Source organism: Streptomyces sp. 3214.6 (assembly GCF_900129855.1).
GTDB lineage: Bacteria > Actinomycetota > Actinomycetes > Streptomycetales > Streptomycetaceae > Streptomyces > Streptomyces soliscabiei.
Map to the genome: position 1 here is coordinate 1,975,962 of NZ_LT670819.1, position 26,179 is coordinate 2,002,140.

At 70.7% G+C, this 26,179-nt stretch carries 22 protein-coding genes; 17 read left to right on the forward strand and 5 right to left on the reverse strand.

The window, feature by feature from the left end; all coding sequences use genetic code 11:
- Positions 1-31: 31 nt before the first annotated feature.
- Entirely contained in the window at positions 32-2,425 is a 2,394-nt protein-coding gene (locus B5557_RS08910) for an MFS transporter (protein WP_079658607.1), read from the reverse strand.
- Positions 2,426-2,578: 153 nt separating this feature from the next.
- On the reverse strand, positions 2,579-3,022 hold the full coding sequence (locus tag B5557_RS08915) for an SRPBCC family protein (protein WP_079658608.1): 444 nt from the start codon (positions 3,020-3,022) through the stop codon (positions 2,579-2,581).
- Positions 3,023-3,221: 199 nt separating this feature from the next.
- On the opposite strand from B5557_RS08915, the gene B5557_RS08920 reads away from it, so the two are divergent.
- On the forward strand, positions 3,222-4,310 hold the full coding sequence (locus B5557_RS08920; RefSeq protein WP_079658609.1) for an Rv2578c family radical SAM protein: 1,089 nt from the start codon (positions 3,222-3,224) through the stop codon (positions 4,308-4,310).
- Between the two features lie 143 nt (positions 4,311-4,453).
- The gene (locus B5557_RS08925) at positions 4,454-6,043 is read left to right on the forward strand and encodes an alpha/beta hydrolase (RefSeq protein WP_079658610.1); all 1,590 of its coding nucleotides are present in this window, start codon (positions 4,454-4,456) and stop codon (positions 6,041-6,043) included.
- Positions 6,044-6,145: 102 nt separating this feature from the next.
- Here B5557_RS08925 and B5557_RS08930 read toward each other — a convergent pair whose 3' ends face one another.
- Positions 6,146-7,273: a tryptophan dimethylallyltransferase family protein gene (locus B5557_RS08930; RefSeq protein ID WP_231976311.1), complete on the reverse strand. Its 1,128-nt coding sequence runs from the start codon at positions 7,271-7,273 to the stop codon at positions 6,146-6,148.
- 140 nt (positions 7,274-7,413) lie between these two features.
- Between B5557_RS08930 and B5557_RS08935 the strand changes: the two genes are divergently transcribed.
- Together B5557_RS08935 and B5557_RS08940 are read left to right on the forward strand one after the other, a co-directional pair.
- On the forward strand, positions 7,414-7,812 hold the full coding sequence (locus B5557_RS08935) for a RidA family protein (protein ID WP_079658612.1): 399 nt from the start codon (positions 7,414-7,416) through the stop codon (positions 7,810-7,812).
- Between the two features lie 23 nt (positions 7,813-7,835).
- Positions 7,836-8,336, forward strand: a complete 501-nt coding sequence (locus B5557_RS08940) for a GNAT family N-acetyltransferase (RefSeq protein WP_079664669.1) — start codon at positions 7,836-7,838, stop codon at positions 8,334-8,336.
- Positions 8,337-8,357: 21 nt separating this feature from the next.
- Here the strand turns inward: B5557_RS08940 and B5557_RS08945 are convergent, their stop codons facing one another.
- Positions 8,358-8,933, reverse strand: a complete 576-nt coding sequence (locus B5557_RS08945; RefSeq protein WP_079658613.1) for an adenylosuccinate lyase — start codon at positions 8,931-8,933, stop codon at positions 8,358-8,360.
- Positions 8,934-9,011: 78 nt separating this feature from the next.
- Here B5557_RS08945 and B5557_RS08950 point away from each other — a divergent pair, with 78 nt between their 5' ends.
- The 11 genes from B5557_RS08950 to B5557_RS09005 all read left to right on the forward strand — a co-directional run bounded on the left by B5557_RS08950 (position 9,012) and on the right by B5557_RS09005 (position 23,142).
- Complete coding sequence (locus B5557_RS08950; RefSeq protein WP_079658614.1) at positions 9,012-10,277, forward strand: IS701 family transposase; 1,266 nt, start codon at positions 9,012-9,014, stop codon at positions 10,275-10,277.
- 503 nt (positions 10,278-10,780) lie between these two features.
- Positions 10,781-12,586: a 3-hydroxyacyl-CoA dehydrogenase family protein gene (locus B5557_RS08960; RefSeq protein ID WP_079658616.1), complete on the forward strand. Its 1,806-nt coding sequence runs from the start codon at positions 10,781-10,783 to the stop codon at positions 12,584-12,586.
- 118 nt (positions 12,587-12,704) lie between these two features.
- The gene (locus B5557_RS08965; protein WP_180291499.1) at positions 12,705-13,538 is read left to right on the forward strand and encodes a TetR family transcriptional regulator; all 834 of its coding nucleotides are present in this window, start codon (positions 12,705-12,707) and stop codon (positions 13,536-13,538) included.
- A 443-nt stretch (positions 13,539-13,981) separates the two neighbouring features.
- The gene (gene ccrA / locus B5557_RS08970) at positions 13,982-15,319 is read left to right on the forward strand and encodes a crotonyl-CoA carboxylase/reductase (RefSeq protein WP_079664670.1); all 1,338 of its coding nucleotides are present in this window, start codon (positions 13,982-13,984) and stop codon (positions 15,317-15,319) included.
- Between the two features lie 17 nt (positions 15,320-15,336).
- The gene (locus tag B5557_RS08975; protein WP_079658618.1) at positions 15,337-17,385 is read left to right on the forward strand and encodes a protein meaA; all 2,049 of its coding nucleotides are present in this window, start codon (positions 15,337-15,339) and stop codon (positions 17,383-17,385) included.
- Entirely contained in the window at positions 17,382-18,341 is a 960-nt protein-coding gene (locus tag B5557_RS08980; protein ID WP_079658619.1) for an HpcH/HpaI aldolase/citrate lyase family protein, read from the forward strand. Before B5557_RS08975 ends, B5557_RS08980 begins: the two co-directional genes overlap by 4 nt.
- 15 nt (positions 18,342-18,356) lie before the next feature.
- The gene (locus B5557_RS08985; RefSeq protein ID WP_079658620.1) at positions 18,357-18,863 is read left to right on the forward strand and encodes a MaoC family dehydratase; all 507 of its coding nucleotides are present in this window, start codon (positions 18,357-18,359) and stop codon (positions 18,861-18,863) included.
- 3 nt (positions 18,864-18,866) lie between these two features.
- Positions 18,867-20,072, forward strand: coding sequence for an acyl-CoA dehydrogenase family protein (locus tag B5557_RS08990; RefSeq protein WP_079658621.1), 1,206 nt, complete (start codon positions 18,867-18,869; stop codon positions 20,070-20,072).
- A gap of 172 nt (positions 20,073-20,244) precedes the next feature.
- Positions 20,245-20,901 (forward strand): phosphatidylserine decarboxylase, encoded by a 657-nt coding sequence (locus tag B5557_RS08995; protein WP_079658622.1) that lies wholly within the window; start codon positions 20,245-20,247, stop codon positions 20,899-20,901.
- A gap of 19 nt (positions 20,902-20,920) precedes the next feature.
- A complete protein-coding gene (gene pssA / locus B5557_RS09000; protein ID WP_079658623.1) occupies positions 20,921-21,739 on the forward strand; it encodes a CDP-diacylglycerol--serine O-phosphatidyltransferase in 819 nt (272 codons plus the stop codon).
- A 176-nt stretch (positions 21,740-21,915) separates the two neighbouring features.
- Positions 21,916-23,142: an alpha/beta fold hydrolase gene (locus B5557_RS09005; RefSeq protein ID WP_079658624.1), complete on the forward strand. Its 1,227-nt coding sequence runs from the start codon at positions 21,916-21,918 to the stop codon at positions 23,140-23,142.
- A 23-nt stretch (positions 23,143-23,165) separates the two neighbouring features.
- On the opposite strand, the gene B5557_RS09010 is transcribed toward B5557_RS09005, so the two are convergent.
- The gene (locus B5557_RS09010) at positions 23,166-24,284 is read right to left on the reverse strand and encodes a glycerate kinase (RefSeq protein WP_079658625.1); all 1,119 of its coding nucleotides are present in this window, start codon (positions 24,282-24,284) and stop codon (positions 23,166-23,168) included.
- 218 nt (positions 24,285-24,502) lie between these two features.
- Here B5557_RS09010 and B5557_RS09015 point away from each other — a divergent pair, with 218 nt between their 5' ends.
- Both B5557_RS09015 and B5557_RS09020 read left to right on the forward strand, forming a co-directional pair.
- Positions 24,503-25,660, forward strand: a complete 1,158-nt coding sequence (locus B5557_RS09015) for an ADP-ribosylglycohydrolase family protein (RefSeq protein WP_231976312.1) — start codon at positions 24,503-24,505, stop codon at positions 25,658-25,660.
- Entirely contained in the window at positions 25,657-26,157 is a 501-nt protein-coding gene (locus tag B5557_RS09020; protein WP_079658626.1) for an NUDIX domain-containing protein, read from the forward strand. Before B5557_RS09015 ends, B5557_RS09020 begins: the two co-directional genes overlap by 4 nt.
- The last annotated feature ends 22 nt before the right edge of the window (positions 26,158-26,179 follow it).

Sequence of the window (26,179 nt, forward strand, 5' to 3'; positions counted from 1 at the left end):
TGCGCCGGGGTACGCCGCACGTCCGGGGCGGTCAGTCCGCGTGGCCGAGCTGCAGGTCGCGTTCCGTGCGGCCGCCGCCCGCCAGGTGCAGGACGGTGGCGAGGGGCGGGTAGCCGGTGGCGATGACGGTGTACTCGCCGGAGGACAGGTCGACGAAGCGGAACACCCCGTCGGAGCCCGTGGTGAGGGTGTCCACGACGTTGCCCGCAGCGTCCAGGAGGGTCACGCGGGCGTCCTCGACGGGGCGCCCGCCGGTGGCCCGGACCGTGCCGCGCAGTACGGCGCCGCCGGCGAGTTCGACGTCCTGGCGGGTCTCGCGGGAGGCCTGGACGCTGACCGGCAGGGCGGCCGGACGGAAGGCGGGCGCACCGGCGGCGAGGGTGTACTCCCCGGCGACGAGCTCGGTGATGACGTAGCCGCCCTCGCGGCCGCTGCGGGTGCTGGCGACGACCTCGCCGTGGACGTTGGTGAGGGTGACGGTGGCCTCCCGCACCGGCGAGCCGTCCGCGGTGACGATGTTCCCGGCGAGGCGGCCCGCGCCGCCGAGGACGATGTCCAGTTCGACGGGGCGTTCGCCCACGGTGACGGAGACGGCCTGCGGCTGGTGGCCGCCGGCGGCGGCGATCAGGACGTACGCGCCGGAGCCGGGCGTGGACAGCGCGTACCGTCCGTCCTCGCCGCTCGCGCCCCGGCCGACCTGACGGCCCGTCACATCGATGAGGGTGAGCGCCGCGCGGGGCACGACGGTCCCGTCGGGGTGCTGCACCGTGCCGCAGACGGGGATTCCGGCGGTGCACGGGGCCTGGGCCCGCAGGACCGGCGTGGTCGCGGACGCGAGCTCCGTTTCGGCGGCGTTGTGGGACACCAGCGGTTTCTCCTTGAGGAAGCAGGCGATGAGCAGCCCGAGGACGAGCACCGGTACGAGATATAGGAAGATCCCCGGCATGGCGTCGGCGTACGCCCGGATGCAGGCGTCGCGCAGCGCCGGGGGCAGTGCGTGCACGCGTTGCGGGGTGAGGGACTCGGGGTCCGGGAGGCCGGCGCCGGCACGGGCGGGCAGGGTCTCGCGCAGCGCGTCGGCGAGCCGGCCGGCGAAGAGGGTGCCGAAGACCGCCGCGCCGACGCTGCCGCCGATCTGCCGGAAGTAGGTGTTGGCGCTGGTGGCGGTGCCCAGGTCGGCGGGGCGCACGGAGTTCTGCACGGCGAGGACGAGGACGGGCATCACCAGGCCGATGCCGGCGCCGAGGACGGCCATCCAGAGGCTGTACTGCAGCCGGGGCGTGTCGGCCTGCAGCCGGGACAGCAGCCACATGCCGAGGGCGGCGAGGGCGCTGCCGAGGACGGGATAGATCTTGTAGCGGCCGGTGTGGGTGATGAGTTGCCCGGACAGGACCGAGGCGCCGACGATGCCGCCCATCATGGGCAGCATGAGCAGCCCGGACTCGGTGGCGGAGGCCCCGTCGACCATCTGCAGGAAGGTCGGCAGATAGCTCGCGGCGCCGAACAGCGCGACGCCGATCACCAGGCCCACCAGTGCGGTGACGTTGAATACGGGGTCCCTGAACAGCCGCAGCGGAATGAGGGGTTCGGCGGCGATGCCCTCGACGACGAGGAAGAGGACGGCGGCGGCGGCCGCGCCCGCGCCGAGACCGACGACGACGCTCGAGTCCCAGGCGTACTCGGTGCCGCCCCAACTGGTCAGCAGCACCAGGCAGGTGGAGGCGACGGCGAGCAGCAGGGCGCCGAGGACGTCGAACCGGGGTTTCGCGGTCGGCTTCGGCAGCTTCAGCACGACGGTGACGACGGCGAGGGTGACGAGTCCGAAGGGGACGTTGATGTAGAAGCACCAGCGCCAGGAGAGGTGGTCCGTGAAGTAGCCGCCGAGCAGCGGTCCGGCGACCGAGGCGAGGCCGAACGCGGCGCCGATGAGGCCCATGAACCGGCCGCGCTGCCGGGGCGGCACGATGTCCGCGATGATCGCCTGCACGCCGATCATGAGCCCGCCCGCGCCGACGCCCTGGACGGCCCGGAAGGCGATCAGCTGGTCCATGGTCTGCGCCCGTCCGGCGAGCGCGGAGCCGAGGACGAAGACGACGATCGCGAACTGGAAGACGCCCTTGCGGCCGAGGAGGTCGCCCAGCTTGCCGTAGACGGGCAGTCCGACGGTGGCGGTGAGCAGGTAGGCGGTGATCGCCCAGGACATCCGGTCCAGGCTGTGCAGTTCACCGACGATCTTCGGCAGCGCGGTGGCGACGATCATCTGCTCCAGCGCCGCGAGCAGCAGCGCGAGCATGAGGGCGAAGAAGACCAGCCGCACCCGGCGGCCGCCCGGTCCGCTCCCGGCAGCCGACGCCCCCGGCGGGTCCTCCGCTTCCGCGGGACGTGCCGTGACCGGCTCGTCCCGCACCAGAGTGATCCCGCCCATGTCCCGCTCCCCTCGTCGCACCTGCCACACAATTCCCGCGTAAAGCGACAACCACGAGCAAGCGCGACGAGTTACGGCGCCATCCCGGTCACAAGGGAGATCCACTCGAACCGGTGAAGGGGATCAACGCGCAGGGAGCGCACGGGTGTTGATCTACTTCTCGACCTCGGTGGCGAGGTTGGCGAGGATCACGTCGTAGATCCGGCCGAGGCCCTTGGGCGCGAAGGTCCGCTCGAAGAAGCCGCCGATGCCGGTGGCGCCGTCCCAGGTGGTGGTGACGACGACCCGGGAGGCGCCCTCGCCGGCCGGGGTGACGCGCCAGACGGTGACCATCGAGGAGTTGCGGTCCTTCTCGACGAGCTCGCCGTCGGTCGGCTCGGCGACCTCCAGGAGGCAGTCGCGGACGCGCTTGCTGGTGGCCTGGAGCTTCCAGTGGACGAGGGTGCCCTCGCCGTCACCGCCCTCGCGCACCTCGTACTCGCTGAAGTGCTCGGGCAGCAGATTCGCGCGCGTGCCGCTGTAGTCGGCGATGGTGTCGAACACCTTCTCCGGGTCCGCAGCGACGACCCGCTCGGTGGTGGCCTCGACCTGCGCCATGGGGTTCCTCCAGGTCCTTGTTGCTCAGGGTTGCTCAGCTTGCTCAGGTGCGGGGCAAGCCAACCACCCCGGTCCGCAGCCGCCCAAATCGGGGTCGCGGAAGCGATCGTCCCGCGACCGAAAAGGACTGCCGAAGGTCCGTCGCACGATCATGGGAACACATGTTCTATTGTGTGGGCAGGGCTACCGAGGAGGCGTCATGCGCTGGGACAACCTCACCGTTCAGACCCGCCACGACCGGGCGGCGGACGCCGCGCTGTTCGGTGCGGACACGGTCACGACCAGGACGTTCGACACGCCCGAGTTCGCCGGCATCACGTTCCACGAGATCCGGGCCCGCTCGATCCTCAACCGGGTGCCGGGCGCCTCCCGGATGCCGTTCGAATGGACCGTGAACCCCTACCGGGGCTGCACGCACGCGTGCGTCTACTGTTTCGCCCGCAAGACGCACAGCTATCTCGACCTCGACACCGGCGTCGGCTTCGACACCCAGATCGTCGTCAAGGTGAACGCGCCGGAGCTGCTGCGCCGCCAGCTGGCCTCGCCCCGCTGGCAGGGGGAGCACGTCGCGATGGGCACCAACGTCGACTGCTACCAGCGCGCGGAGGGCCGCTACCGGCTGATGCCGGGCATCCTGTCCGCCCTGCGCGAGCGGGCGAACCCCTTCTCGATCCTGACGAAGGGCACGCTGATCCTGCGCGACCTGGACCTGCTGCGGCAGTCCGCCGAGGTGACCGACGTGGGCGTCTCGGTCTCCGTCGGCTTCACCGACACCGAGCTGTGGCGCACCGTCGAGCCGGGCACCCCGGCCCCGCAGCGCCGCCTGGACGTCGTACGGACCCTCACCGACCACGGCATCGACTGCGGGGTGCTGATGGCGCCGGTGATCCCGTTCCTCGGCGACGAGCCGGCCCAGCTGCGCGCCACCGTGCGGGCGATCGCGGCCGCCGGGGCCACCTCCGTTACCCCGCTGGCGCTGCATCTGCGCCCCGGCGCCCGCGAGTGGTTCATGGCCTGGCTGGGGCAGCACCACCCGCACCTGGTGCGCCGGTACGAGCGGCTGTACGCGGACGGCGCGTACGCCCCGAAGTGGTACCAGCGGCGGATCACCCGTCAGGTCCACGAGCTGGCCGAGGAGTACGGCATCGGCCCCACGCGCGCGGGGATGCCCCGCAGGATCGCGCAGCCCGGCCCGACCGACCCCACTGAGCCGGACGGGTCGGCCGGGGCCGTCGGATCGGCCGTCGAGACCGCCGGGGCCGGGCCGGTCCAACTCACGCTGATCTGAGCGCGTTCGAGCGCATCCGGCAACCCGAACGGGTCAAGTAACGCCAGAACAGGTTCTTCCGGACGATCTTTTCGGGACGATGCGGCGAGGGCCGTGACCTGCACGGTCCGTCCGTTTCCGTCCCTTGCGTCCCGGGAGCACTCATGAACAAACGCGCAGCCGTGCTGTGCGCTGCCGCCGCCGTCGTGGCCGGGACGGTCACGGCCGTGCCCGCCGGAGCGAGCCCGTCGCACCCCGCGGCGCCCGCCCGCGCGGCGAAGCTCTCCTGGAGGAGCTGCGCCACCACCGACCAGCCGCGCCTGCAGTGCGCGTCCCTGAAGGTGCCGCTCGACCACGAGCAGCCGGGCGGGAAGCAGATCACGCTGGCGCTGTCCCGTGTCCCGCACACCGCGAAGACGTACCAGGGGCCGCTGCTGGTCAACCCCGGCGGCCCCGGCGGCCGGGGGCTGAGCCTCGCCGGATTCGTCGCCTCGGCGCTGCCGAAGGCGGTGGCGGCGCAGTACGACGTCATCGGCTTCGACCCCCGCGGGGTCGGCAGGAGCACCCCCGCGCTGAACTGCGAGCCCGGCCACTTCGCCCCGGTCCGTCCGGACTCCGTGCCGAGCACGGGGGCGATCGAGCGGGCCAACCTCAAGCGCGCCCGGTCGTTCGCCGCGGCCTGCGGCAAGAAGTACGCGAGCGTCCTGCCGTACATCGACACACTCAGCGCGGCGCGCGACATGGACGCGATCCGGGCCGCCGTCGGCACCCGGCAGCTGAACTACTTCGGCTACTCGTACGGCACCTACCTCGGCGCGGTGTACGCCAAGCTCTACCCGCAGCGGGTGCGCCGCCTGGTCCTGGACTCGATCGTCGACCCCACCGGGGTCTGGTACGAGGACAACCTCACCCAGGACCTGGCCTTCAACGACCGCCACCGCGCCCTGATGGCCTGGATCGCCAGGTACGACAAGACGTACAGGCTCGGCGCCGACCCGGCCGGGGTCGAGGCCAAGTGGTACGCGATGCGGGCTGCCCTGGCCAAGAAGCCGGCCGGCGGCAAGGTGGGCGCCTCGGAGCTGGAGGACACCTTCATGCCCGGCGGCTACTACAACGGCTACTGGCCCCACCTCGCCGAGGCGTTCGCCGCGTATGTGAACGCCAAGGACGACGACCCGCTGGTCGAGGCGTACGAGAACTTCGCCGCCGTCGACTCCGCGGGGGACAACGGCTACAGCATCTACACCTCCGTGCAGTGCCGGGACGCCTCCTGGCCGCGCGAGTGGCACCAGTGGCGCACGGACAACTGGGCGGTGTACGCGAAGGCACCGTTCATGACCTGGAACAACGCCTGGTACAACGCGCCGTGCGCGTTCTGGCCGGGCGAGCCCCTGGAGCCGCAGAACCTCGTCAACGACGACCTGCCGCCGGTCCTGCTGTTCCAGGCGACGAACGACGCGGCCACCCCGTACGAGGGCGGCGCGACGGTCCACGCGCTGCTGCGCGACTCCAGCCTGGTCGTCGAGGAGGGCGGCCAGAACCACGGCATCACACTGAGCGGGAACGCCTGTCTGGACAAGCACCTGGCGAAGTACCTGAGCGACGGCACCGTGCCGCGCGGGACGGGCGGCGGGACGGGCGGGGTCGACGCGGTGTGCAAGGCGCAGCCCGACCCCAAGCCGCTGGGCGCGCGGGTCGCCACGGGCACGGCCCGCGGCGCCGCGCTGCACGGGCTGCTGGGATTCCGTGGCTGACGCGCGGCTGACGGGTGGCTGACCTAGAGCGTGTGAGGGGGCTCCGCGAGGTCGTCATCGGCCGAGCGGAGCCTTCACGCCGCCCCGGGAACGGCTTCGTGGTCAGAGCACGGTGTCGGCATACGTAGGGAACCGCAGGTACACGCCTATGTCCGCGGGGAGTTCCGGTGAGATCGTCCGGTAGCTGCACAGCTCCTGCAGTCCCCCGGTGTCCTGGGGCAGTCCCGCCGTCAGCTGTCGCAGGATCTCGGCGTGCGGTCGCGGGTCGATGCCCTCCACGTCCATGAGCCGGGCGATGCGCTCGGCCGCCTCGGCGTCGGAACGGGTGTTGTCCGGCAGCCGCAGATAGACGTTGGCCTCCTCGGGGCCGGGCGTGCCCTCCCGGAACGCCAGACAGGTCATCGGCTCGTTGCTCACGGTGCCGCCGTTCCGCCCGTAGATGACGCTTCGCGCCCGGGCCGCCCGGGCCTGCTCATAGCGGTGCGCCATCGCCCCGACGGTGTCCAACTCGCCCATGGGCATGGGGAGATGCCGGTAGTAGACCTTTACCCGGGAGGTGTCTCCGCCGTCCAGGTCGAGGGCCATGAGCTCCAACTCGTGCCCGCGCCCGGCGAGTTCCGCGCCGCGGTGCGCGACCGGCCGCCAGGCGTCCGCCAGGCCCAGCCGGTGCATGGCCTCCGCCATGACGTCGTAGGCGCCGTCCAGGCCGTGCACCTGGGGGTTGAGGTAGACCTTGTAGTGGGGCCGCTTACCCGGCCGCCAGGCCAACGAGTGCCAGAGGGTGGCCCGGTAGCGGTCGGGCGCGGACGTGATGAACAGGTCCTCGATGCTCAGATAGCGCGCGATGTCCGTCCCGGGGCTTCCGGCGAGTCGACGCGTCAGCTCCCGGCCGGCTTCCTGACAGCCGAGCGGGGTGCCGTCGGAGCCGAGCGACTCGAAGAGGATGCGGACCTCGGGCCGGCCGCCCTTCCAGCTGACGGAGAGTTCGGCGGGGAAGCCGTCGGCGGAGACGAACGAGGGTGGATCGCACCGGGTTCCGACGGGCCGCGTGCCCCACGGGTGGATCACTTCCCTCAGGTCCTGCAGTACGGCCTCCGTCTCCCACTGGTCCACCCCCAGGCCACGGCAGACCGCTGTCCACCTCTCCTCCAGGAACTGCCCGAACGTCTTCGCCGCGTCCTGACGCGGGTCCAGGCCGGATATCTCATCGGGAAGTTGCGCACCTGCCACTCTCCATCACCTTCCACAGCCGGACCAACCCGGCCTAGTCCGCGCTCACTTCGGCGGAAGGCGATCTTCCCATCGGGAAGATATTCGAATCTCGAACTAATTAGCGACAGACGGTGACACGGATGGTTCACCATGGACGCATGAGTGAACTGACCAGGATCCCCGCCCCCGACGGAGTCGCCGCCGCGGCCCAGTACTCCCACGTCGTGACGGGCACCGGCCGTTTCGTCGCCGTCGCAGGTCAACTCCCGCTCGACGAGCACCGCCGGCTGGTCGGCGAGGACGATCCCGAGGCCCAGGCGCGCCAGGTCTTCGAGAACCTGCGGCGCTGCCTCGCCGCGGCCGGTGCCGGCTTCGACGACGTGGTCAAACTCACCTACTTCGTCACGGACATGGCGCACATGCCCGCCATCCGCACGGCCCGCGCCGCGCACCTGCCCGACGACCGCCTCCCGGCCGCCTCGGCCGTGCAGGTCGCCGCGCTGGTCCGCCCCGAGTTCCTGATGGAGATCGAGGCGTTCGCGGTGGTGGGCCAGTGAGCGCCCCGGTCGTCGTACGGGACATGGCACTCGCCGACGTCGACCGGGTCTCCGAGATCCGTGTCCGTGGCTGGCAGAGCGCCTACCGGGGCCTGATGCCGCAGTCCTACCTCGACGCGCTGAGCGTCGGCGAGGACGCCGAGCGCCGTCGGGCGCACTTCGGGCGCGGCGGCGCCGACGTGGTGAACCTGGTCGCGGAGCAGGCGGGGAAGGTGGTCGGCTGGGCCGCCCACGGCGCCTACCGGGACGGTGAAGTCCGGACCGCAGACGCCGAGTTGTACGCGCTCTACGTCGACACCGGGCACATCGGCACGGGCGTCGGACGTGCCCTGTTGAAGGAGTCGGTCCGGCAGGCCGGCGCCCTCGGCCGTCCCCGCATGTACCTGTGGGTCCTCAGGGGCAACGCCCCGGCCCGCCGCTTCTACGAGCGTGCCGGGTTCCACGCGGACGGCACCGAGGAGCCCTTCGAGGTGGCGGGCGTCGCCGTGCCCGAGGTGCGGTATCTCAGTCCCCTCCCGGTCTGACGGCTGCCGGTGGGCCGCTCCTCACCGCTGTCGGGGGATCCGCGCCAGCGCGTGCACGGCGGCCTCCGCGAGTGCCGGGTGGGCGAGGGCGTCGTTCAGCACCGGCCGGGCCCGGCCGTCCCCCAGCACGCCGAGCCCCTCCACGCACGCCAGGGCCACCCGCCGGTAGGGGTCGTGCGGCCGCAGCCGCCGGCGCAGCGTCGTGATCAGCGCGGGCACGGACTCGGGCGCCCGCAGCTCCACGAGCAGCCGGACGGGGTGCAGGGCGTAGGCGACACGCAGTTCATTGGTGGCCAGGGCGGCCGCGGCGCGTGCGGTGCGGGGGTCGCCGAGGCGGGCCAGGGCATGGGCGGCGGAGGCGCAGCGCGGCGGGTCACGGTGGTTGAGCAGCAGGACGAGCGCCTCGAAGGCGCGCCGGTCCCCCGCGAGCCCCAGCCGGAACGCGGCCAACTCCCGGGCCCACAACGGCTGTCCCGACGCGATGAGCACGCCCGCCAGTTCGTCGTGGTCGCCCGTGGCCGTCAGCCGCTCGTACAGCGCCGCGCCACCCGACTCCCGCCGTAAACGCTCCGTGAGCGTTCGCAACTCTTCGTCCATGACGCGAGCCTAGTAGGGCTTGGTCAGGTCGGTTGTTGTGGTGCGTGTCCTGCGGGTCTGGTGTGGCGTTGAGTTTGTGTGACTCCGGACGAGATTGCTGCGGTGCGTGGTGAGTTGGAGGCGTTCGCGGCGGAGGTGTTCGAGCCGTTCGCGCGCAAGGACCAGCGCCGGTGGGGGCAGGTCTATCTGCGGGGGCTGCTGACCGACGGACAGCGTAAGTCGGTCGAGCCGATGGCCGCCCGGCTTGGGGAGGACGGCAATCGTCAGGCATTGGCCAACTTCATCACCACCAGCCCCTGGGACCCGGCACATATCCGGGCCCAGCTCGCCTGGCGGATGGAGGAGGCGATCGGGCCCGAGGCCCTGGTCTTCGACGACACCGGGTTCCTCAAGGACGGGAGCGCCTCGGCATGCGTGTCGCGGCAGTACACCGGCACCGCGGGCAAGGTCACCAACTGCCAGGTCGGCGTCTCGCTCCACCTCGCGTCCGACCACGCCTCGGCGGCGGTCAACTGGCGGCTGTTTTTGCCCCAGACGTGGGATCCCGCCTCGCCGAAGGCCGATGCCGACAAGATCGCCCGCCGTGCCGGCTGCGGCATCCCGGACGATGTCGGGCACGTGGAGAAGTGGCAGCTGGCCCTGGACATGCTCGATGAGACCCGCTCCTGGGGACTCGAGGTGCCGCTGGCCGTCGCGGACGCCGGATACGGCGACGCCGCCGCCTTCCGGCACGGACTGCAGGCCCGCGGCCTGAATTACGTGGTGGGGATCTCCACCACGCTCTCCGCCCAGCCCGCCGACGCGGTGCCGGTGGCCGAGCCGTACTCCGGGATGGGCCGCCCGCCGGTGGCGAAGTATCCCGACAAGCCGCAGCCGGTGAAGGAGCTGGTCATCGCGGCGGGCCGGAAAGCGGCCAGACGGGTGCAGTGGCGGGAGGGCTCCCGGCCCGGCACCGGCCGCTCGGGCCGCAAGCGGATGCACTCCCGCTTCGTTGCCCTGCGCATCCGGCCTGCCGGACGCGAGGTCCGACAGATGGCCGACGGCCCGGAACTGCCCGTGTGCTGGCTGCTGGCCGAATGGCCCGCCGGCGAGAGCGAGCCGGTGCAGTACTGGCTGTCCGACCTGCCCTCCGGCATGCCCCTGACCACACTGGTCCGCCTCGCCAAACTCCGCTGGCGCATCGAGCACGACTACCGGGAGATGAAACAGGCCCTGGGACTTGCCCACTTCGAGGGCCGCACCTGGAACGGATGGCACCACCACGTCACCCTCGTCTCCGTCGCGCACGCCTTCTGCACCCTGCAACGACTGGCCCGAGCCCCAAAAGACACGGGGCCGGCCTGAGCCTCTACCAAGTCGTCCGCGAGCTACAGACCCTCCTCGCCCTATGGACCGGCGCCTGCCCCACCTGCCACCGCGACATACCCACACCAATACGGACCTGACCAAGCCCTACTAGAGGCTCGGTCGGTCAGGGAGTTACATCACAGCCACGAGGGCTGGCGCGCTCGTTACCCACCGGTTAAGCTCATACGAGCGAATCACCCATTCGCTTCACCTCCTCGCGGTGGCCTGGTGACGCAGTCGCCGCGAGAAGTCGGTTCGGTACCTCGTACCGCTGTACGACCCGGCCACGGGACAGGGCCGGTCGGACTCCCGTTCGTCTCCGGGCGTGTGCACGCCCTGGGCGACGGCACCGGGCGTGTGCGCTCGTAGCCCGGCATCACTCGCACCCCTTGCTTTCCGCATCCCTTGCTTTCCGCACCCGTTGCGCCCAGGCCTCGCAGAGGTTCTCTCGGCGTATCCGGGCGCGTTCCCAGTCGTCACCTCATTTCTGGAGTCCCGCGATGGCCGCTCCCCTGTCCGACACCCCTCTGTCCCCGCTCCAGACGATCGCCGTCATCGGCCTCGGCACCATGGGCACCGGTATCACCGAGGTCCTGGCCAAGGCCGGGCGCGAGGTGATCGGCATCGACATCAGCGAGGCGCAGACCGCGCGGTCCCTCGCCGCGCTGGAGGCCTCCACCGACCGTGCCGTGCGGCGCGGCCGGCTCACCGAGCAGGAGCGCACGGCCGTCCTGGCCCGCGTCCGCACATCCACCGACCTGCGCGCGGCGGCCGGCGCCGACCTGGTCATCGAGGTGGCGCCGGAGTCGTACGAGATCAAGCAGCAGATCTTCCGCGAGCTGGACGGGATCGTGCGTCCCGAGACCATCCTCGCCACCGGCACCAACGCGCTGTCCGTCACCCGGCTCGCGGCCGACTCCGCCCGCCCGGAGCGGGTGCTGGGCCTGCACTTCTTCAACCCGGCGCCGGCCATGAAGCTGGTCGAGGTCGTCTCCTCGGTGCTGACCGCGCCCGCCGCCGTCACCGCCGTCACCCACCTCGCGCTCGACCTCGGCAAGGAGCCCGTCGCGGTGGGCGACCGGCCCGGGTTCGTCGCCGACGGCCTGCTGTTCGGCTACCTCAACCAGGCCGCCGCGATGTACGAGGCCCGGTACGCCTCCCGCGAGGACATCGACGCGGCGATGCGGCTGGGCTGCGGGCTGCCGATGGGCCCGCTCGCGCTGCTCGACCTGATCGGCGTCGACACGGCCCGCACGGTCCTGGAGGCCATGTACGCCGAGTCCCACGACCGGCTGCACGCGCCCGCCCCGATCCTGGGGCAGCTCAGCGAGGCGGGCCTGACCGGCCGGAAGTCGGGCCGCGGCTTCTACACCTACGACGCCCCCGGCAGCGCGACGGTCGTCCCGGACGCGCTGACGCCTCTGTCCGGCGCGGCCGCGGGCGCCGGCCGTCCGGTGCGTTCGGTCGGCGTCGCCGGCTCCGGCACCATGGCCTCCGGCATCGCCGAGGTCTTCGCCAAGGCCGGTTACGACGTCGTCCTCGCCGCCCGCAGCGAGGAGAAGGCGCAGACCGCCAAGGCCCGTATCGGCAAGTCCCTTTCCCGATCCGTCGACAAGGGGCGACTGAGCGCCGAGGCGGCCGCGCGGACCCTGGACCGGATCACCGCGGCCGGCTCCTACGACGCCTTCGCCGACGTCGACCTGGCCGTCGAGGCGGTCGCCGAGGACCTCGCGGTCAAGCAGCAGCTCTTCGCGACGCTGGACAAGGTCTGCAAGCCCGGCGCGGTCCTCGCCACGACGACCTCCTCGCTGCCGGTCGTCGCCTGCGCGCGCGCCACCTCACGCCCGCAGGACGTGATCGGCATGCACTTCTTCAACCCGGCGCCGGCCATGAAGCTGGTCGAGGTGGTGCGCACGGTGCTGACGGCCGAGGACGTCCACGCGACGGTCCGCGAGGTGTGCGTGAACATCAAGAAGCACGCGGTCGACTGCGGGGACCGGGCCGGCTTCATCGTGAACGCGCTGCTCTTCCCGTACCTCAACAACGCGATCAAGATGGTGCAGGAGCACTACGCGTCGCTCGACGACATCGACGCGGCGATGAAGCTGGGCGGCGGCTACCCGATGGGCCCCTTCGAGCTGCTGGACGTCGTCGGGCTCGATGTCTCGCTCGCCATCGAGAAGGTCCTGCACCGCGAGTTCCGCGACCCGGGCCTGGCGCCCGCGCCGCTCCTCGAGCACCTGGTGGCGGCGGGCTGCCTCGGCCGCAAGACCGGCCGCGGCTTCCGCGAATATGCCCGCCGCTGACGGCGTCGGCGACTGGTTCCGAGCGCACGAGGACTGGGGCGGACTGCTCGGCCCCACTGGCGGACCCCCGCCCGCCGAGGGCGGGGGAAACCCCGGACACGCGCACCGAGCTGCGCACATGCAGTACGTTCGGGTCATGCCCCAGCCCGCCAGGTCCTCACGTACACCAGCCACGCCCGACGCGCCGGAGAGTGCCGCAGGCAGCCGCGCGGCCGCCCAACGGCTCAAGATGCGCCGAGAACTGGCGGCCGCGGCCATGGAGCTGTTCGCGACCAAGGGGTACGAGGCGACCACCGTCGACGAGATCGCGGCCGCCGCCGGGGTCGCCCGCCGCACGTTCTTCCGCCACTTCCGTTCCAAGGAAGAGGCGATCTTCCCCGACCACGACGACACGCTGATCCGGGCCGAGGCGGTGCTCAACGCGGCCCCGGCGCACGAGCACCCGCTCGACACGGTGTGCCGCGGCATCAAGGAAGTCATGAAGATGTACGCGGCCCGGCCGGAGATCTCGGTCGCCCGCTACAAACTGACCCGCGAGGTGCCCACCCTGCGCGAGGCGGAGATCGCGTCGGTGGCCCGCTACGAGCGGCTCTTCACCCGCTATCTGCTCGGCCACTTCGACGAGCACGCCCATGACGACGACGCGGGCGACGAGCCGCTGCTCGCCGAGGTCGCCGCGTCCGCCGTGGTCACCGCCCACAACCACGTCCTGCGGCGCTGGCTCAGGGCAGGCGGCCAGGGCGATGTGGAGGCCCAGCTCGACCACGCCTTCGCGATCGTACGGAAGACGTTCGGGACGGGCATCGGGGTCGGCCGCAGCGTCGCCGGCGCACCCGCGCAGGCCCCGGCGACGATCTCCGCGCCGGGCGAGGTCCTGGTGACGGTCGCTCGCACCGACGCCCCGCTGGACGAGGTCATGCGCGCCATCGAGCAGGCCCTCAAGGAGCGCTGAGCCGCTGCCGGGATCACTGCCCGGGAAGACCCTTCAGCTGTGACGACGGCCACCCCACGGGGTGGCCGTTTTGGCATGTCAGGGCACCTTTTCTCGCGGATTTCAGACCTCGTTCGATCGATCATCGCTCATTTGTTACGTAAAGATTTCAGCTGAGAGGAAGTTCTGGCACTCAGTGCCTTGCGAGGTGACACGCGGTGTCATACGTTGAAGGTGTCCGGGCGGCCGGCGTGCAGAGACCTTTCGTACGTCGGCTGTCCCCGCAAGCACATGGCCTGCGCGCCCGGACGCCTGCGTCACAGGCAACCTCCCGCGCCACAAAGCGCTGCCGAACAGCACCGCCGCCGAACCGACGGCACTTCCCTCACATCCCTCAGCAGCACCGACGTAACCCTCAGAGCCCCGCCCTCAGGGCGCTCACCGCCGGAGGCAACACCGTGACCATGCAGAAGATCCTGGACGCGATCCAGTCGCCGGACTCGACACCGGACGACTTCGCCGCTCTGCCGCTCCCCGAGTCCTACCGCGCGATCACCGTGCACAAGGACGAGACGGAGATGTTCGCGGGCCTGGAGACCCGCGACAAGGACCCACGCAAGTCGATCCACCTCGACGAGGTCCCGCTGCCCGAGCTGGGGCCGGGCGAGGCCCTGGTGGCCGTCATGGCCTCCTCCGTCAACTACAACTCCGTGTGGACCTCGATCTTCGAGCCGCTGTCCACGTTCGGCTTCCTGGAGCGCTACGGCCGGCTCAGCGAGCTCACCAAGCGGCACGACCTGCCGTACCACATCATCGGCTCCGACCTCGCGGGCGTCGTCCTGCGCACCGGCCCCGGCGTCAACGCCTGGAAGCCGGGCGACGAGGTCGTCGCGCACTGTCTGTCCGTGGAGCTGGAGTCCTCGGACGGCCACAACGACACGATGCTCGACCCCGAGCAGCGCATCTGGGGCTTCGAGACGAACTTCGGCGGCCTCGCCGAGATCGCGCTCGTCAAGTCCAACCAGCTGATGCCCAAGCCGGACCACCTGAGCTGGGAGGAGGCGGCGGCCCCCGGCCTCGTCAACTCCACCGCCTACCGGCAGCTGGTCTCCCGCAACGGCGCCGGCATGAAGCAGGGCGACAACGTCCTGATCTGGGGCGCGAGCGGCGGCCTCGGCAGCTACGCCACGCAGTTCGCGCTGGCCGGCGGGGCCAACCCGATCTGTGTCGTCTCCTCGCCGCAGAAGGCGGAGATCTGCCGGGCCATGGGCGCCGAGGCGATCATCGACCGCACCGCCGAGGACTACCGGTTCTGGAAGGACGAGCACACCCAGGATCCGAAGGAGTGGAAGCGTTTCGGCAAGCGCATCCGCGAGCTGACCGACGGCGAGGACGTCGACATCGTCTTCGAACACCCCGGCCGGGAGACCTTCGGCGCCTCGGTCTACGTGACGCGCAAGGGCGGCACCATCGTCACCTGCGCCTCGACGTCCGGCTACAACCACGAGTACGACAACCGCTACCTGTGGATGTCCCTGAAGCGGATCATCGGCTCGCACTTCGCCAACTACCGCGAGGCCTGGGAGGCCAACCGGCTGGTCGCCAAGGGAAAGATCCACCCGACGCTGTCGAAGGTCTACTCCCTGGAGGAGACCGGCCAGGCGGCCTACGACGTGCACCGCAACCTCCACCAGGGCAAGGTCGGCGTCCTCGCGCTGGCCCCCCAGGAGGGTCTGGGCGTGCGCGACGAGGCCAAGCGCGCCCAGCACATCGACGCCATCAACCGCTTCCGCAACATCTGAGACACCCGAGGTCATAGATGACTGAGCGTCAGCCCGCCGAAGGAAAGCGGGAGAAGGACCGGCCGTGGCTCATGCGCACGTACGCCGGTCACTCCACCGCCGAGGCGTCCAACGAGCTGTACCGGCGCAACCTCGCCAAGGGCCAGACGGGTCTGTCGGTGGCGTTCGACCTGCCCACCCAGACCGGCTACGACTCCGACCACGTCCTCGCCCGCGGCGAGGTCGGCCGGGTCGGCGTGCCGGTGGCCCATCTCGGTGACATGCGCAGGCTGTTCCAGGACATCCCCCTGGAGCAGATGAACACCTCGATGACGATCAACGCCACCGCCATGTGGCTGCTGGCGCTCTACCAGGTCGTCGCCGAGGAGCAGGGCGCCGACATCACCCGGCTCCAGGGCACGACCCAGAACGACATCGTCAAGGAGTACCTGTCGCGGGGCACACACGTGTTCCCGCCGGGGCCGTCGCTCCGCCTGACGACCGACATGATCGCGTACACGGTCTCCCACATCCCGAAGTGGAACCCGATCAACATCTGCAGCTACCACCTGCAGGAGGCGGGCGCCACGCCGGTCCAGGAGATCGCGTACGCGATGTCGACGGCGATCGCCGTGCTGGACGCCGTCCGGGACTCCGGGCAGGTGCCGGCCGAGAAGTTCGGCGACGTCGTCGCCCGGATCTCCTTCTTCGTGAACGCGGGCGTCCGCTTCGTCGAGGAGATGTGCAAGATGCGCGCCTTCGGCCGCATCTGGGACCGGATCACCCGCGAGCGCTACGGCATCGACGACCCCAAGCAGCGCCGCTTCCGCTACGGCGTCCAGGTCAACTCCCTGGGGCTGACGGAGGCGCAGCCGGAGAACAACGTCCAGCGCATCGTCCTGGAGATGCTGGCCGTGACCCTCTCCAAGGACGCACGCGCGCGTGCCGTGCAGCTCCCCGCCTGGAACGAGGCCCTGGGTCTGCCCCGCCCCTGGGACCAGCAGTGGAGTCTGCGCATCCAGCAGGTCCTCGCCCACGAGAGCGACCTGCTGGAGTACGAGGACATCTTCGAGGGCTCGCACGTCATCGAGGCGAAGGTCGCGACGCTGGTCGAGGCCTCCCTCGCGGAGATCGAGCGGATCCAGGAGATGGGCGGCGCGATGGCCGCCGTCGAGTCCGGCTACCTCAAGTCGCAGCTCGTCTCCTCGCACGCCGAGCGGCGCGGCCGTATCGAGTCCGGGCAGGAGAAGATCGTCGGCGTCAACATCTTCGAGACGACCGAGCCCAACCCGCTGACCGCCGATCTCGACACCGCGATCCACACGGTCGACCCGGCGGTCGAGGCCCGGGTCATCGCCTCCCTGCAGAACTGGCGCGACACGCGGTACCAGCCGCCCTTCAACCATCCGCGCCCGTGCAAGGCGCTGGAGAAGCTGAAGGAGGCCGCCAAGGGCACCGCCAACCTCATGGAGGCCACCCTGGAGTGCGCCCGGGCCGGGGTCACGACCGGCGAGTGGGCGGGGGCGCTGCGCGAGGTGTTCGGCGAGTTCCGGGCCCCGACCGGGGTCTCCTCGGCGCCGGTGGCGGTGCCGGCGGAGGAGGGCTCGGCCATGGCCGACGTCCGCCGCAGGGTCGATCTGACGGCGAAGGACCTCGGGGTCGGCAAGCTGCGCTTCCTGGTCGGCAAGCCGGGCCTGGACGGGCACTCCAACGGCGCCGAGCAGATAGCCGTGCGCGCGCGTGACGCCGGGTTCGAGGTGGTCTACCAGGGCATCCGGCTGACGCCCGAGCAGATCGTGGACGCCGCGCTGGAGGAGGACGTCCACGCGGTGGGCCTGTCCATCCTGTCCGGCTCGCACGCCCAACTGGTGCCGGATGTCCTCGAACGGCTCCGTGTGGCCGGTGCCACAGACATCCCGGTGATCGCCGGTGGCATCATCCCGAATGGAGACGCCGAACAGCTCAGGGCTGCCGGCGTGGCCGCGGTCTTCACCCCGAAGGACTTCGACATCACCGGAATCATCGGCCGCATCGTCGACGAGATCCGGACAGCGAACCAGCTCGACCCCCTGGAGGTCCCCGCATGACCGTCAACCGTCTGCGTCCCCGCCGCTCGTGTCTCGCGGTCCCGGGCAGCAACCCCCGCTTCCTGGAGAAGGCGCAGGGCCTGGCGGCGGACCAGGTCTTCCTCGACCTGGAGGACGCGTGCGCCCCGCTCGCCAAGCCCGAGGCGCGGCACACCATCGTCAAGTTCCTCAACGAGGGTGACTGGACGGGCAAGACGAGGGTCGTGCGCGTCAACGACTGGACGACCGAGTGGACGTACCGCGATGTCGTGACGGTGGTCGAGGGAGCCGGCCCCAACCTCGACTGCATCATGCTGCCGAAGGTGCAGAACGCCCAGCAGATCGTCGCCCTGGACCTGCTGCTGACGCAGATCGAGAAGACCATGGGCTTCGAGGTCGGCAAGATCGGCATCGAGGCGCAGATCGAGAACGCCCAGGGCCTCAACAACGTCAACGAGATCGCGCAGGCCTCCCCGCGCATCGAGACGATCATCTTCGGCCCGGCCGACTTCATGGCCTCGATCAACATGAAGTCGCTGGTCGTGGGCGAGCAGCCGCCCGGCTACCCGGCGGACGCCTACCACTACATCCTGATGAAGATCCTGATGGCCGCCCGTGCCAACGACCTCCAGGCGATCGACGGCCCCTACCTGCAGATCCGCAACGTCGACGGCTACCGCGAGGTCGCCCGGCGCGCCGCCGCCCTCGGCTTCGACGGCAAGTGGGTGCTGCACCCGGGCCAGGTCGAGGCGTCCAACGAGATCTTCTCGCCGTCGCAGGAGGACTACGACCACGCCGAGCTGATCCTGGACGCGTACGACTACTACACGTCCGAGGCGGGCGGCAAGAAGGGCTCGGCGATGCTCGGCGACGAGATGATCGACGAGGCCAGCCGCAAGATGGCGCTGGTCATCTCCGGCAAGGGACGCGCGGCCGGCATGCAGCGCACGTCGAAGTTCGAAACCCCCGTCGACTAAGGAGCCCTGAGCGCGATGCAGTTCGGACGCACCTACGAGGAGTTCGAGGTCGGCGCGACGTACAAGCACTGGCCGGGCAAGACGGTCACGGAGTACGACGACCACCTGTTCTGTCTCCTCACCATGAACCACCACCCGCTCCACATGGACACCAACTACGCGGAGAAGACGACCGACTTCGGCAAGAACGTCGTCGTCGGGAACTACATCTACTCCCTGCTGCTCGGCATGTCCGTGCCGGACGTCTCCGGCAAGGCCATCGCCAACCTGGAGATCGAGTCGCTCAAGCACGTGGCGCCGACCTTCCACGGCGACACGATCTACGGGCAGACGACCGTGCTCGACAAGTGGCCGTCCAAGTCGAAGAACGACCGCGGCATCGTCTACGTCGAGACCAAGGGCTACAAGCAGGACGGCACGCTGGTCTGCGTGTTCCGCCGCAAGGTGATGGTGCCGACCGAGACGTACATCAAGGAGCGCGGCGGCGAGCAGCCCGGCCGCCCGGAACTTCAGGAAGGCTGATCGATGGCCCGCCTCGCCCAGACCGCCGGTCTGACCGACGTCCAGCAGGAGATCCTCTCCACCGTCCGCGACTTCGTGGACAAGGAGATCATCCCCGTGGCGACCGAACTGGAGCACCGCGACGAGTACCCGCAGCAGATCGTCGACGGTCTCAAGGAGTTGGGCCTGTTCGGCCTGATGATCCCCGAGGAGTACGGCGGTCTGGGCGAGTCGCTCCTCACCTACGCTCTGTGCGTGGAGGAGATCGCCCGCGGCTGGATGTCCGTGTCCGGCATCATCAACACGCACTTCATCGTGGCGTACATGCTCAAGCAGCACGGCACGCAGGAGCAGAAGGACCACTACCTGCCGCGCATGGCGGCCGGCGACATCCGGGGCGCGTTCTCCATGTCGGAGCCGGCCCTCGGCTCGGACGTGTCCGCGATCACGTCGAAGGCGGTGAAGGACGGCGACGAGTACGTCCTCAACGGCCAGAAGATGTGGCTGACGAACGGCGGAACGTCCTCGCTGGTGGCTGTTCTCGTGCGAAGTGACGAAGGACACCCCGAGGGCACCGCGCCCCACAAGTCGATGACGACCTTCCTGATCGAGAAGGAGCCCGGCTTCGGTGAGGTCCGCCCGGGCCTGACCATCCCGGGCAAGATCGAGAAGATGGGCTACAAGGGCGTCGACACGACCGAGCTCATCATGGACGGCCTGCGGCTTTCCGCCGATCGGGTGCTCGGCGGGGTCACCGGCCGAGGTTTTTACCAAATGATGGACGGCGTCGAGGTTGGGCGCGTCAATGTCGCGGCGCGTGGCTGTGGCGTCGCACAGCGTGCGTTCGAGCTGGGTGTGCGGTACGCCCAGCAGCGCCACACCTTCGGCAAGGCGATCGCCCAGCACCAGGCGATCCAGTTCAAGCTGGCCGAGATGGCTACCAAGGTCGAGGCCGCCCATGCGATGATGGTGAACGCCGCGCGCAAAAAGGATTCCGGAGAACGAAACGACCTTGAGGCAGGGATGGCGAAGTACCTCGCCTCCGAGTACTGCAAGGAGGTCGTGGAGGATGCCTTCCGGATCCACGGCGGGTACGGCTTCTCCAAGGAATACGAGATCGAGCGCCTCTACCGCGAGGCCCCGATGTTGCTGATCGGTGAAGGCACCGCCGAAATCCAGAAAATGATCATCGGGCGCCGCCTGCTCGAGGAGTACCGGTTCGAGGGCTGATTGCCAGAGTTGGGGGTGTTTTCTTCGAGAAGAAGATCACACCCGGTCAACTTCCGTCAGCCGTCGACTCGGCTTCCTGGCTTACCCAGTTGTGGCCCCGAACCGCTACGATCGCCGAAAAGCCGCCGTCCCCCCTGTCGAAGCGCGGCATCATCCGCTACGAAGGTCATCCATGCCCCACAGCCAAACCTCTGCACACCGCGACAGCCTGGTAGGCGCACGCCTCGCGCGCGGAGCATCGCCGTGGCTCCTGCCGACCGTCGCCACCGCAGCCGTCAGCCTGCTGCGCGCTCGACGCTCGGGTGCCGCCAAGGCCGTCGCCGTGCCCGCTACCGCTCTCGCGGCGGGCATGCTGTGGTTCTTCCGCGACCCCGAGCGTGAGATCGCCCCGGGCCGGGTCATCTCGCCCGCCGACGGAGTGGTGCAGAGCATCATGCCGTGGAAGGACGGGCGCACCCGGGTCGCGATCTTCATGAGCCCGCTCAACGTCCACGTCAACCGCGCGCCGCTGGCCGGCACCGTGACGTCGGTCGAGCACATCCCCGGCGGCTTCGTTCCGGCTTTCAACAAGGAGAGCGAGAACAACGAGCGCGTCGTCTGGCACTTCGACACCGAGCTCGGTGACATCGAGATGATCCAGATCGCCGGCGCCGTCGCCCGCCGCATCGTCCCCTACATCCCCGAGGGCACGAAGGTCGAGCAGGGCGAGCGGATCGGCCTGATCCGTTTCGGCTCGCGCGTCGACATCTACCTGCCCGAGGGCGTGGAGGTCGCGGTCGAGGTGGGACAGAAGACGGTGGCGGGGGTGACTCGCATTGACCGTGATTGACCCTGAGACCCAGGGCTGGGTGCCCGAGGCCGACGAGGTGGACGACGAGGAGGAGATGCCCCTCTCTCTCCGCCTGTCGATAGCGGACACCCTCACCCTCGGCAACGCCACATGCGGCTTCATGGCGGTGTACTTCACCACCACCGGCATCCTCATCCCGCACCTCACCGGTGACCAGGAGACCGGCATGGCCCGCCACAGCGCGGCCACGGCGGTCATCCTGATGCTGTGCGCGGCGGTCTTCGACCTCTTCGACGGCCTGGTCGCCCGCAAGCTGCGCTCGTCCCCGATGGGCGCGGAGCTGGACAACCTCTCGGACCTGATCAGCTTCGGCCTGGCCCCGGCGTACTTCGTCCTGGTCTACGGCATGGTCGCCGACGACGCACACCAGCGGGTCGCGGCGGTCGGCGCGATCGTCGTCCTGCTGGCGGTGGTGCTGAGGCTCGCGAGATTCTCCTGCGTCACCGTAAAGGACGGCACCTTCCAGGGCATGCCCTCGCCGTTCGGCGCGCTGACGGTCGTCTCGATCGTGCTCCTCGAGCTGCCCTTCGCGGCGACGCTGATGGCCATCCTGGGCACCGCCTGGCTGATGGTGAGCCGGGTCGAGTACCCGAAGCCGCGGGGCCGCCTCGCCGGCGCGATGCTCTCCTGGATCGTGCTGTCGATGGGCCTGCTGGCGGCCTGGGCGTTCGACGCCCCGAGCGGCCAGCTCCTGCTCCAGACCGGCTGCGCGCTGCAGCTGGTGATGGGCGCGGTCATCCCGCTTTTCGCCACGGCCCGCCGGGTGAACAACTTCCGCGACAACCGACGCGAGGCCCGGGCGGCGCAGCTGCCCTGACCCTCACCTCACCGTCGAACGGGTGTGGCCCGAGCCTCTTCCAGGCTCGGGCCACACCCGTTTGACGGGTCAACTACTCGGCGCTGACGCCCAGTTGCAGGCCGCAAGGAAGAAGAGGACGGTGGAATCAGGGGGTTCACAGGGATTCGTCCCGTTCCATGGATCGGAGGGCGACCATGCCCGCACACACCCCCACGGACCACCTCGTCCCGCACATCTCGACGATCCCGGCGAACTCGGGCGCCGGCGTGAAGCTGTTCGTCCGGGAGTACGACGGCACCAAGCCGGGCCACACGCCCCAACCGGTCCTGATGCTCCACGGCAGAAGCGTGCCCGTGGTCGCGGGGTTCGACCTCGTGCTCCCCCCGGGAGCCGATGGCCCGGCGACCCGGTACAGCTGGGCGCAGGACCTGGCCGACGACGGCTACGACGTCTTCCTCATGGACCTCCAGGGGAGCGGACGCTCGCCACGTCCGCAGATGGACGCGCCGTGCAACGCCAACCCGGCGCAACAGGACCTCCTGGTGCCGAACCCCCTCCCTGCCCCGTGCGCACCTCCCTACCCGCACCAGTTGGGCAACGCCGAGAGCGAGTGGGCGGAGCTGAACACCGTCGTCAAGTTCATCAGGGCGCTGCCCGGCAGGGACCATCCGATCGACTTCGTCGGCTGGTCCGCGGCCGCGTTCGTCATGGGCCCCTACACGCTCCAGCACCCCGGCGACGTCAGGAACCTGCTCCTGCTCGCCCCGATCTTCCCGCCGCAGGGCCGCTGGTCCACGAACCCCGCGGATCCCTTCGGGCGCCCGCCGGAGGCCACGACCCTGCCGATGTCCCTGCCGGCCGTCACGTTCGGCTTCCCGATGAACGTCGGCAGCAAGACCGGCTTCAAGACCGCCTGGGACAAGGAGCAGGCCAGCCCGCTGCAGCGCGAGCCCGGCATCGAGGACAAGGTGTGGGCCGCCTGCATGGAGAACGACCCCGTCGGCAGCAAGTGGGGCCCGGTGCTGTCACCAGGCGTGTTCGAGGGGATCCTGCGGTACCGGAACACCTACTGGTGGGGCTGGAACAACCAGACCGTCCCGCACAAGGACCCGGGAGGCACGTACGTACTCGGTGACCGGGTCCCCGTGCTCATCCTCTACGGCGAGCAGGACACGCAGGCCAACACCTCGGCGACGCTCCCTCCGGTCCTGCACTTCTCCGTGCCGGACCTCTACACGGCCGTCCAGGGACCGGACAAGCTGATGTTCCGGCTGGCCGGCGCGGGACACTCGGTGCCCTGGGAGCGCAACGCCAAGGTCGTGCAGCGCTTCGCGAGGCACTGGCTCGACAAGGGCAAGGTCGAGGGCCTCACGAGCGGCAGCTACTACCGGGACGACGACGGCGCCCTGTACCCCCTATAGGGCTCAGGTACCCCCTACGGGGGTCAGGACAGAAAGTCCCGCCCGATCCGCTCGGCGACCCGCTCCAGGATCGGTCCGGCGTCCGAGATGCACGTGGCCACGTCCGGCTCGACGTCGGTCAGCGGGTACGCCCGGCGGATCCCCGCCCGGCCCAGCTCCGCCGGCGGCAGGGCGAGACGGCCGCACACGGCGACGACCTCCTTGCCTGCCGCACGGGCCGCCGCGGCGACACCCGCGGGGGCCTTGCCGTGCAGGGTCTGCTCGTCCAGCGACCCCTCGCCGGTGATCACCAGCTCCGCCCGCTCGAGCGCCGGCCCGAAGCCCAGCACGTCGAGCATGACGTCGATGCCGGCGCGGAAGCGGGCGCCGACGAGCAGCGCGCCGTAGCCGATGCCGCCCGCGGCGCCCGCGCCCGGCGCGGCGGCGTACTCCGCCGCCCTCGGCCCGACCGCCGTCTCCAGCACCGTCGCGTAGTGCGTGAGCGCCGCGTCCAGGGTCTCGACGTCGTCCGGCGAGGCGCCCTTCTGCGGCCCGTACACCGCCGACGCCCCCTTGGGGCCGGTCAGCGGGTTGTCGACGTCGCTCGCCAGGACCAGTTCCACGGACGCGAGGCGCGGGTCCAGGTCCGACAGGTCGGCGCGGGCCAGCTCCGCGAGGCCGCCGCCGCCCGGCGCCACCGGCTCGCCGTCCTCGTCCAGGAACCGGGCGCCGAGCGCGGACAGCATGCCCGCGCCGCCGTCCGTGGTGGCGCTGCCGCCGACCCCGAACACGATCGTGCGCACGCCAGCGTCCAGCGCGGCCCGCAGCAGTTCCCCGGAGCCGTATGTCGACGCCGTGAGCGGCGCGAACACGCCGGCCGGGAGCCGTTGCAACCCGCTCGCCTCGGCCATCTCCACGACCGCGGTGTCGCCGCGCACCGCGAACGCGGCGGTGACCTCGTGCCCGAGGGGGCCGGCGACCCGCACCTCGCGGCGTTCGAAGCCGGCCGCGACCGCCGCGGCGACCGTCCCGTCACCTCCGTCGGCGACGGGCAGGGCCTCCACCTCGACGTCCGGTACGACCCGGCGCAGTCCGGCCGTCACCCGCTCGGCGACCTCCACGGCCGTCAGCGAGCCCTTGAACTTGTCCGCGGCCACGAGCACCCGTCGGGTGCCCTGCGCTGCAGCGTCCGCCACCTTGCCATCCCCTTGCTCTCCGGGCCCCGCGCACGTCAGGGCCAGTCGCGCCGCTGCGACCTTAACCGGAGGACGCCCCCGCCGTCATGCGGAGACCGGACCCTGGAACAAGCCTGAGCGCCGTCTGTGGGCCGTCCGGGCCCGCACGAGTGTTCCCGGGATCCGGAATCGGGTAAACCGGAGCCATGACCCCTGTGGGCGGCGAGCCGGAACTCGCCGACCGTGTCCTCGGAGGCTGGCTGGGCCGGATCGCGGGCAACATGCTCGGCAAACCGATCGAGCAGGGCGATCTGTGGACGCGCGGACGCATCGACCGCTATCTGCGGCGGGCCGCCGCCCTGCCCCTCACCGACTACCTGCCCGAACCGCCCACCGAGGAGGACGGCCTGCGGCTGCGCCCGGAGTGGCGCGCGTGCGTGCGCGGCCGCATCCACGGCAGCTGCCGCGACGACGACGTCGACTACGCCGTCCTCGGCCTCGACCTCCTGGAGACCCACGGCTTCGGCTTCAGCACCGAGCAGGTCGGCGACCTGTGGCTGTTGCGGCTGCCGTATCTGCAGACGTTCACCGCCGAGCGGGCCGCCTACCGCAACCTCGCGAACGGGCTCAGGCCACCGCTGACGGCGACGTACGACAACCCCTACCAGGAGTGGATCGGCGCCCTGATCCGCGCCGACGTCCACGGCTGGACCAGCCCCGGGCTCCCCCGTCGCGCCGCCGCCCTCGCCCGCCGGGACGCGGTGCTCTCGCACACCGGCAACGGCGTGTACGGCGCGATGTTCGCGGCCGCCCTGATCGCGGCGGCGTTCACCGCGCCGACGGTGCGGCATGCGCTCGACGAGGCGCTGGCCGTCGTCCCGTCGAGCAGCCGTCTCGCCCGGACCGTGCGCCGGGTCGTCGCCCTGCACGCCACCCGCATGAGCTGGGAGGACACCCTCACCACGATGGAGGCGGAGACGGCGGGCCTGGGCTGGATCCACACCGTCCCCAACATCGCCGTCCTCACCGCCGGACTGCTGTACGGCGACGGCGACTTCACCCGCACGATCGCACTCACCGTGCGCGGCGGCCTGGACACCGACTCCAACGGGGCGACGGCCGGTTCGGTGGCCGGCGTCCTGACCGGCGCCGCGGCCATTCCGCTGCAGTGGACGGAGCCGCTCCAGGACACGGTCCGCAGTGCGGTGTTCGGCTTCGACGGCGCACGCATCAGCGAGTTGGCGCAGCGGACGGTTCGACTGGCGCGGCTCGCACGGCTGGAGGACGCCCGGGACCGGCACCCGACGCAGAACCCGCCGGACGCCCCACCGGCCGACCCGCCGCCCCTTAGCCTTTCCGGGTGACTGCTTCCAGTACGACCGACTTCGCCGCCTACCTCGCCTCCCTGCCCCGGGTCCTGGCGGGCGCCGCCGCGATCTTCCGTGACGCCGACGGGCGGGTGCTGCTCGTCGAGCCCAACTACCGGGCGGGCTGGGCGCTCCCGGGCGGCACCATCGAGTCCGACGGCGGGGAGACCCCGCGGCAGGGCGCGCGGCGCGAGACCCTCGAGGAGATCGGACTCGACCGCGAGCTCGGCCGACTGCTCGCGGTCGACTGGGTGCTCGACCCGGGCCTGCCGCCGCGGGTGGCGTACGTGTACGACGGCGGGGTCCTCGGCGAGGCCGACTTCGAGGCGATCCGGCTGCAGGAGGCGGAGCTGCTGTCCTGGCGACTGGTCCGGCCCGAGGAGCTCACCGACTATCTGCCGGGCCAACTGGGCCACCGGGTCCTGGCCGCGCTGGACGCCCTGACGGACCCCTCGCTGACGGCCGAACTCGAGAACGGCCACCGGGTGGGCTGACCGCCGGACGGCGCACTCTCGC

Excerpts from the sequence above, each read along its gene's own strand:
- B5557_RS08910 (WP_079658607.1), bottom strand. The coding sequence starts at position 2,425 with ATGGGCGGGATCACTCTGGTGCGGGACGAGCCGGTCACGGCACGTCCC.
- B5557_RS08915 (WP_079658608.1), bottom strand. The coding sequence starts at position 3,022 with ATGGCGCAGGTCGAGGCCACCACCGAGCGGGTCGTCGCTGCGGACCCG.
- B5557_RS08920 (WP_079658609.1), top strand. The coding sequence starts at position 3,222 with ATGCGCTGGGACAACCTCACCGTTCAGACCCGCCACGACCGGGCGGCG.
- B5557_RS08925 (WP_079658610.1), top strand. The coding sequence starts at position 4,454 with ATGAACAAACGCGCAGCCGTGCTGTGCGCTGCCGCCGCCGTCGTGGCC.
- B5557_RS08935 (WP_079658612.1), top strand. The coding sequence starts at position 7,414 with ATGAGTGAACTGACCAGGATCCCCGCCCCCGACGGAGTCGCCGCCGCG.
- B5557_RS08940 (WP_079664669.1), top strand. The coding sequence starts at position 7,836 with ATGGCACTCGCCGACGTCGACCGGGTCTCCGAGATCCGTGTCCGTGGC.
- B5557_RS08945 (WP_079658613.1), bottom strand. The coding sequence starts at position 8,933 with ATGGACGAAGAGTTGCGAACGCTCACGGAGCGTTTACGGCGGGAGTCG.
- B5557_RS08960 (WP_079658616.1), top strand. The coding sequence starts at position 10,781 with ATGGCCGCTCCCCTGTCCGACACCCCTCTGTCCCCGCTCCAGACGATC.
- B5557_RS08965 (WP_180291499.1), top strand. The coding sequence starts at position 12,705 with ATGCAGTACGTTCGGGTCATGCCCCAGCCCGCCAGGTCCTCACGTACA.
- ccrA (WP_079664670.1), top strand. The coding sequence starts at position 13,982 with ATGCAGAAGATCCTGGACGCGATCCAGTCGCCGGACTCGACACCGGAC.
- B5557_RS08975 (WP_079658618.1), top strand. The coding sequence starts at position 15,337 with ATGACTGAGCGTCAGCCCGCCGAAGGAAAGCGGGAGAAGGACCGGCCG.
- B5557_RS08980 (WP_079658619.1), top strand. The coding sequence starts at position 17,382 with ATGACCGTCAACCGTCTGCGTCCCCGCCGCTCGTGTCTCGCGGTCCCG.
- B5557_RS08985 (WP_079658620.1), top strand. The coding sequence starts at position 18,357 with ATGCAGTTCGGACGCACCTACGAGGAGTTCGAGGTCGGCGCGACGTAC.
- B5557_RS08990 (WP_079658621.1), top strand. The coding sequence starts at position 18,867 with ATGGCCCGCCTCGCCCAGACCGCCGGTCTGACCGACGTCCAGCAGGAG.
- B5557_RS08995 (WP_079658622.1), top strand. The coding sequence starts at position 20,245 with ATGCCCCACAGCCAAACCTCTGCACACCGCGACAGCCTGGTAGGCGCA.
- B5557_RS09005 (WP_079658624.1), top strand. The coding sequence starts at position 21,916 with ATGCCCGCACACACCCCCACGGACCACCTCGTCCCGCACATCTCGACG.
- B5557_RS09015 (WP_231976312.1), top strand. The coding sequence starts at position 24,503 with ATGACCCCTGTGGGCGGCGAGCCGGAACTCGCCGACCGTGTCCTCGGA.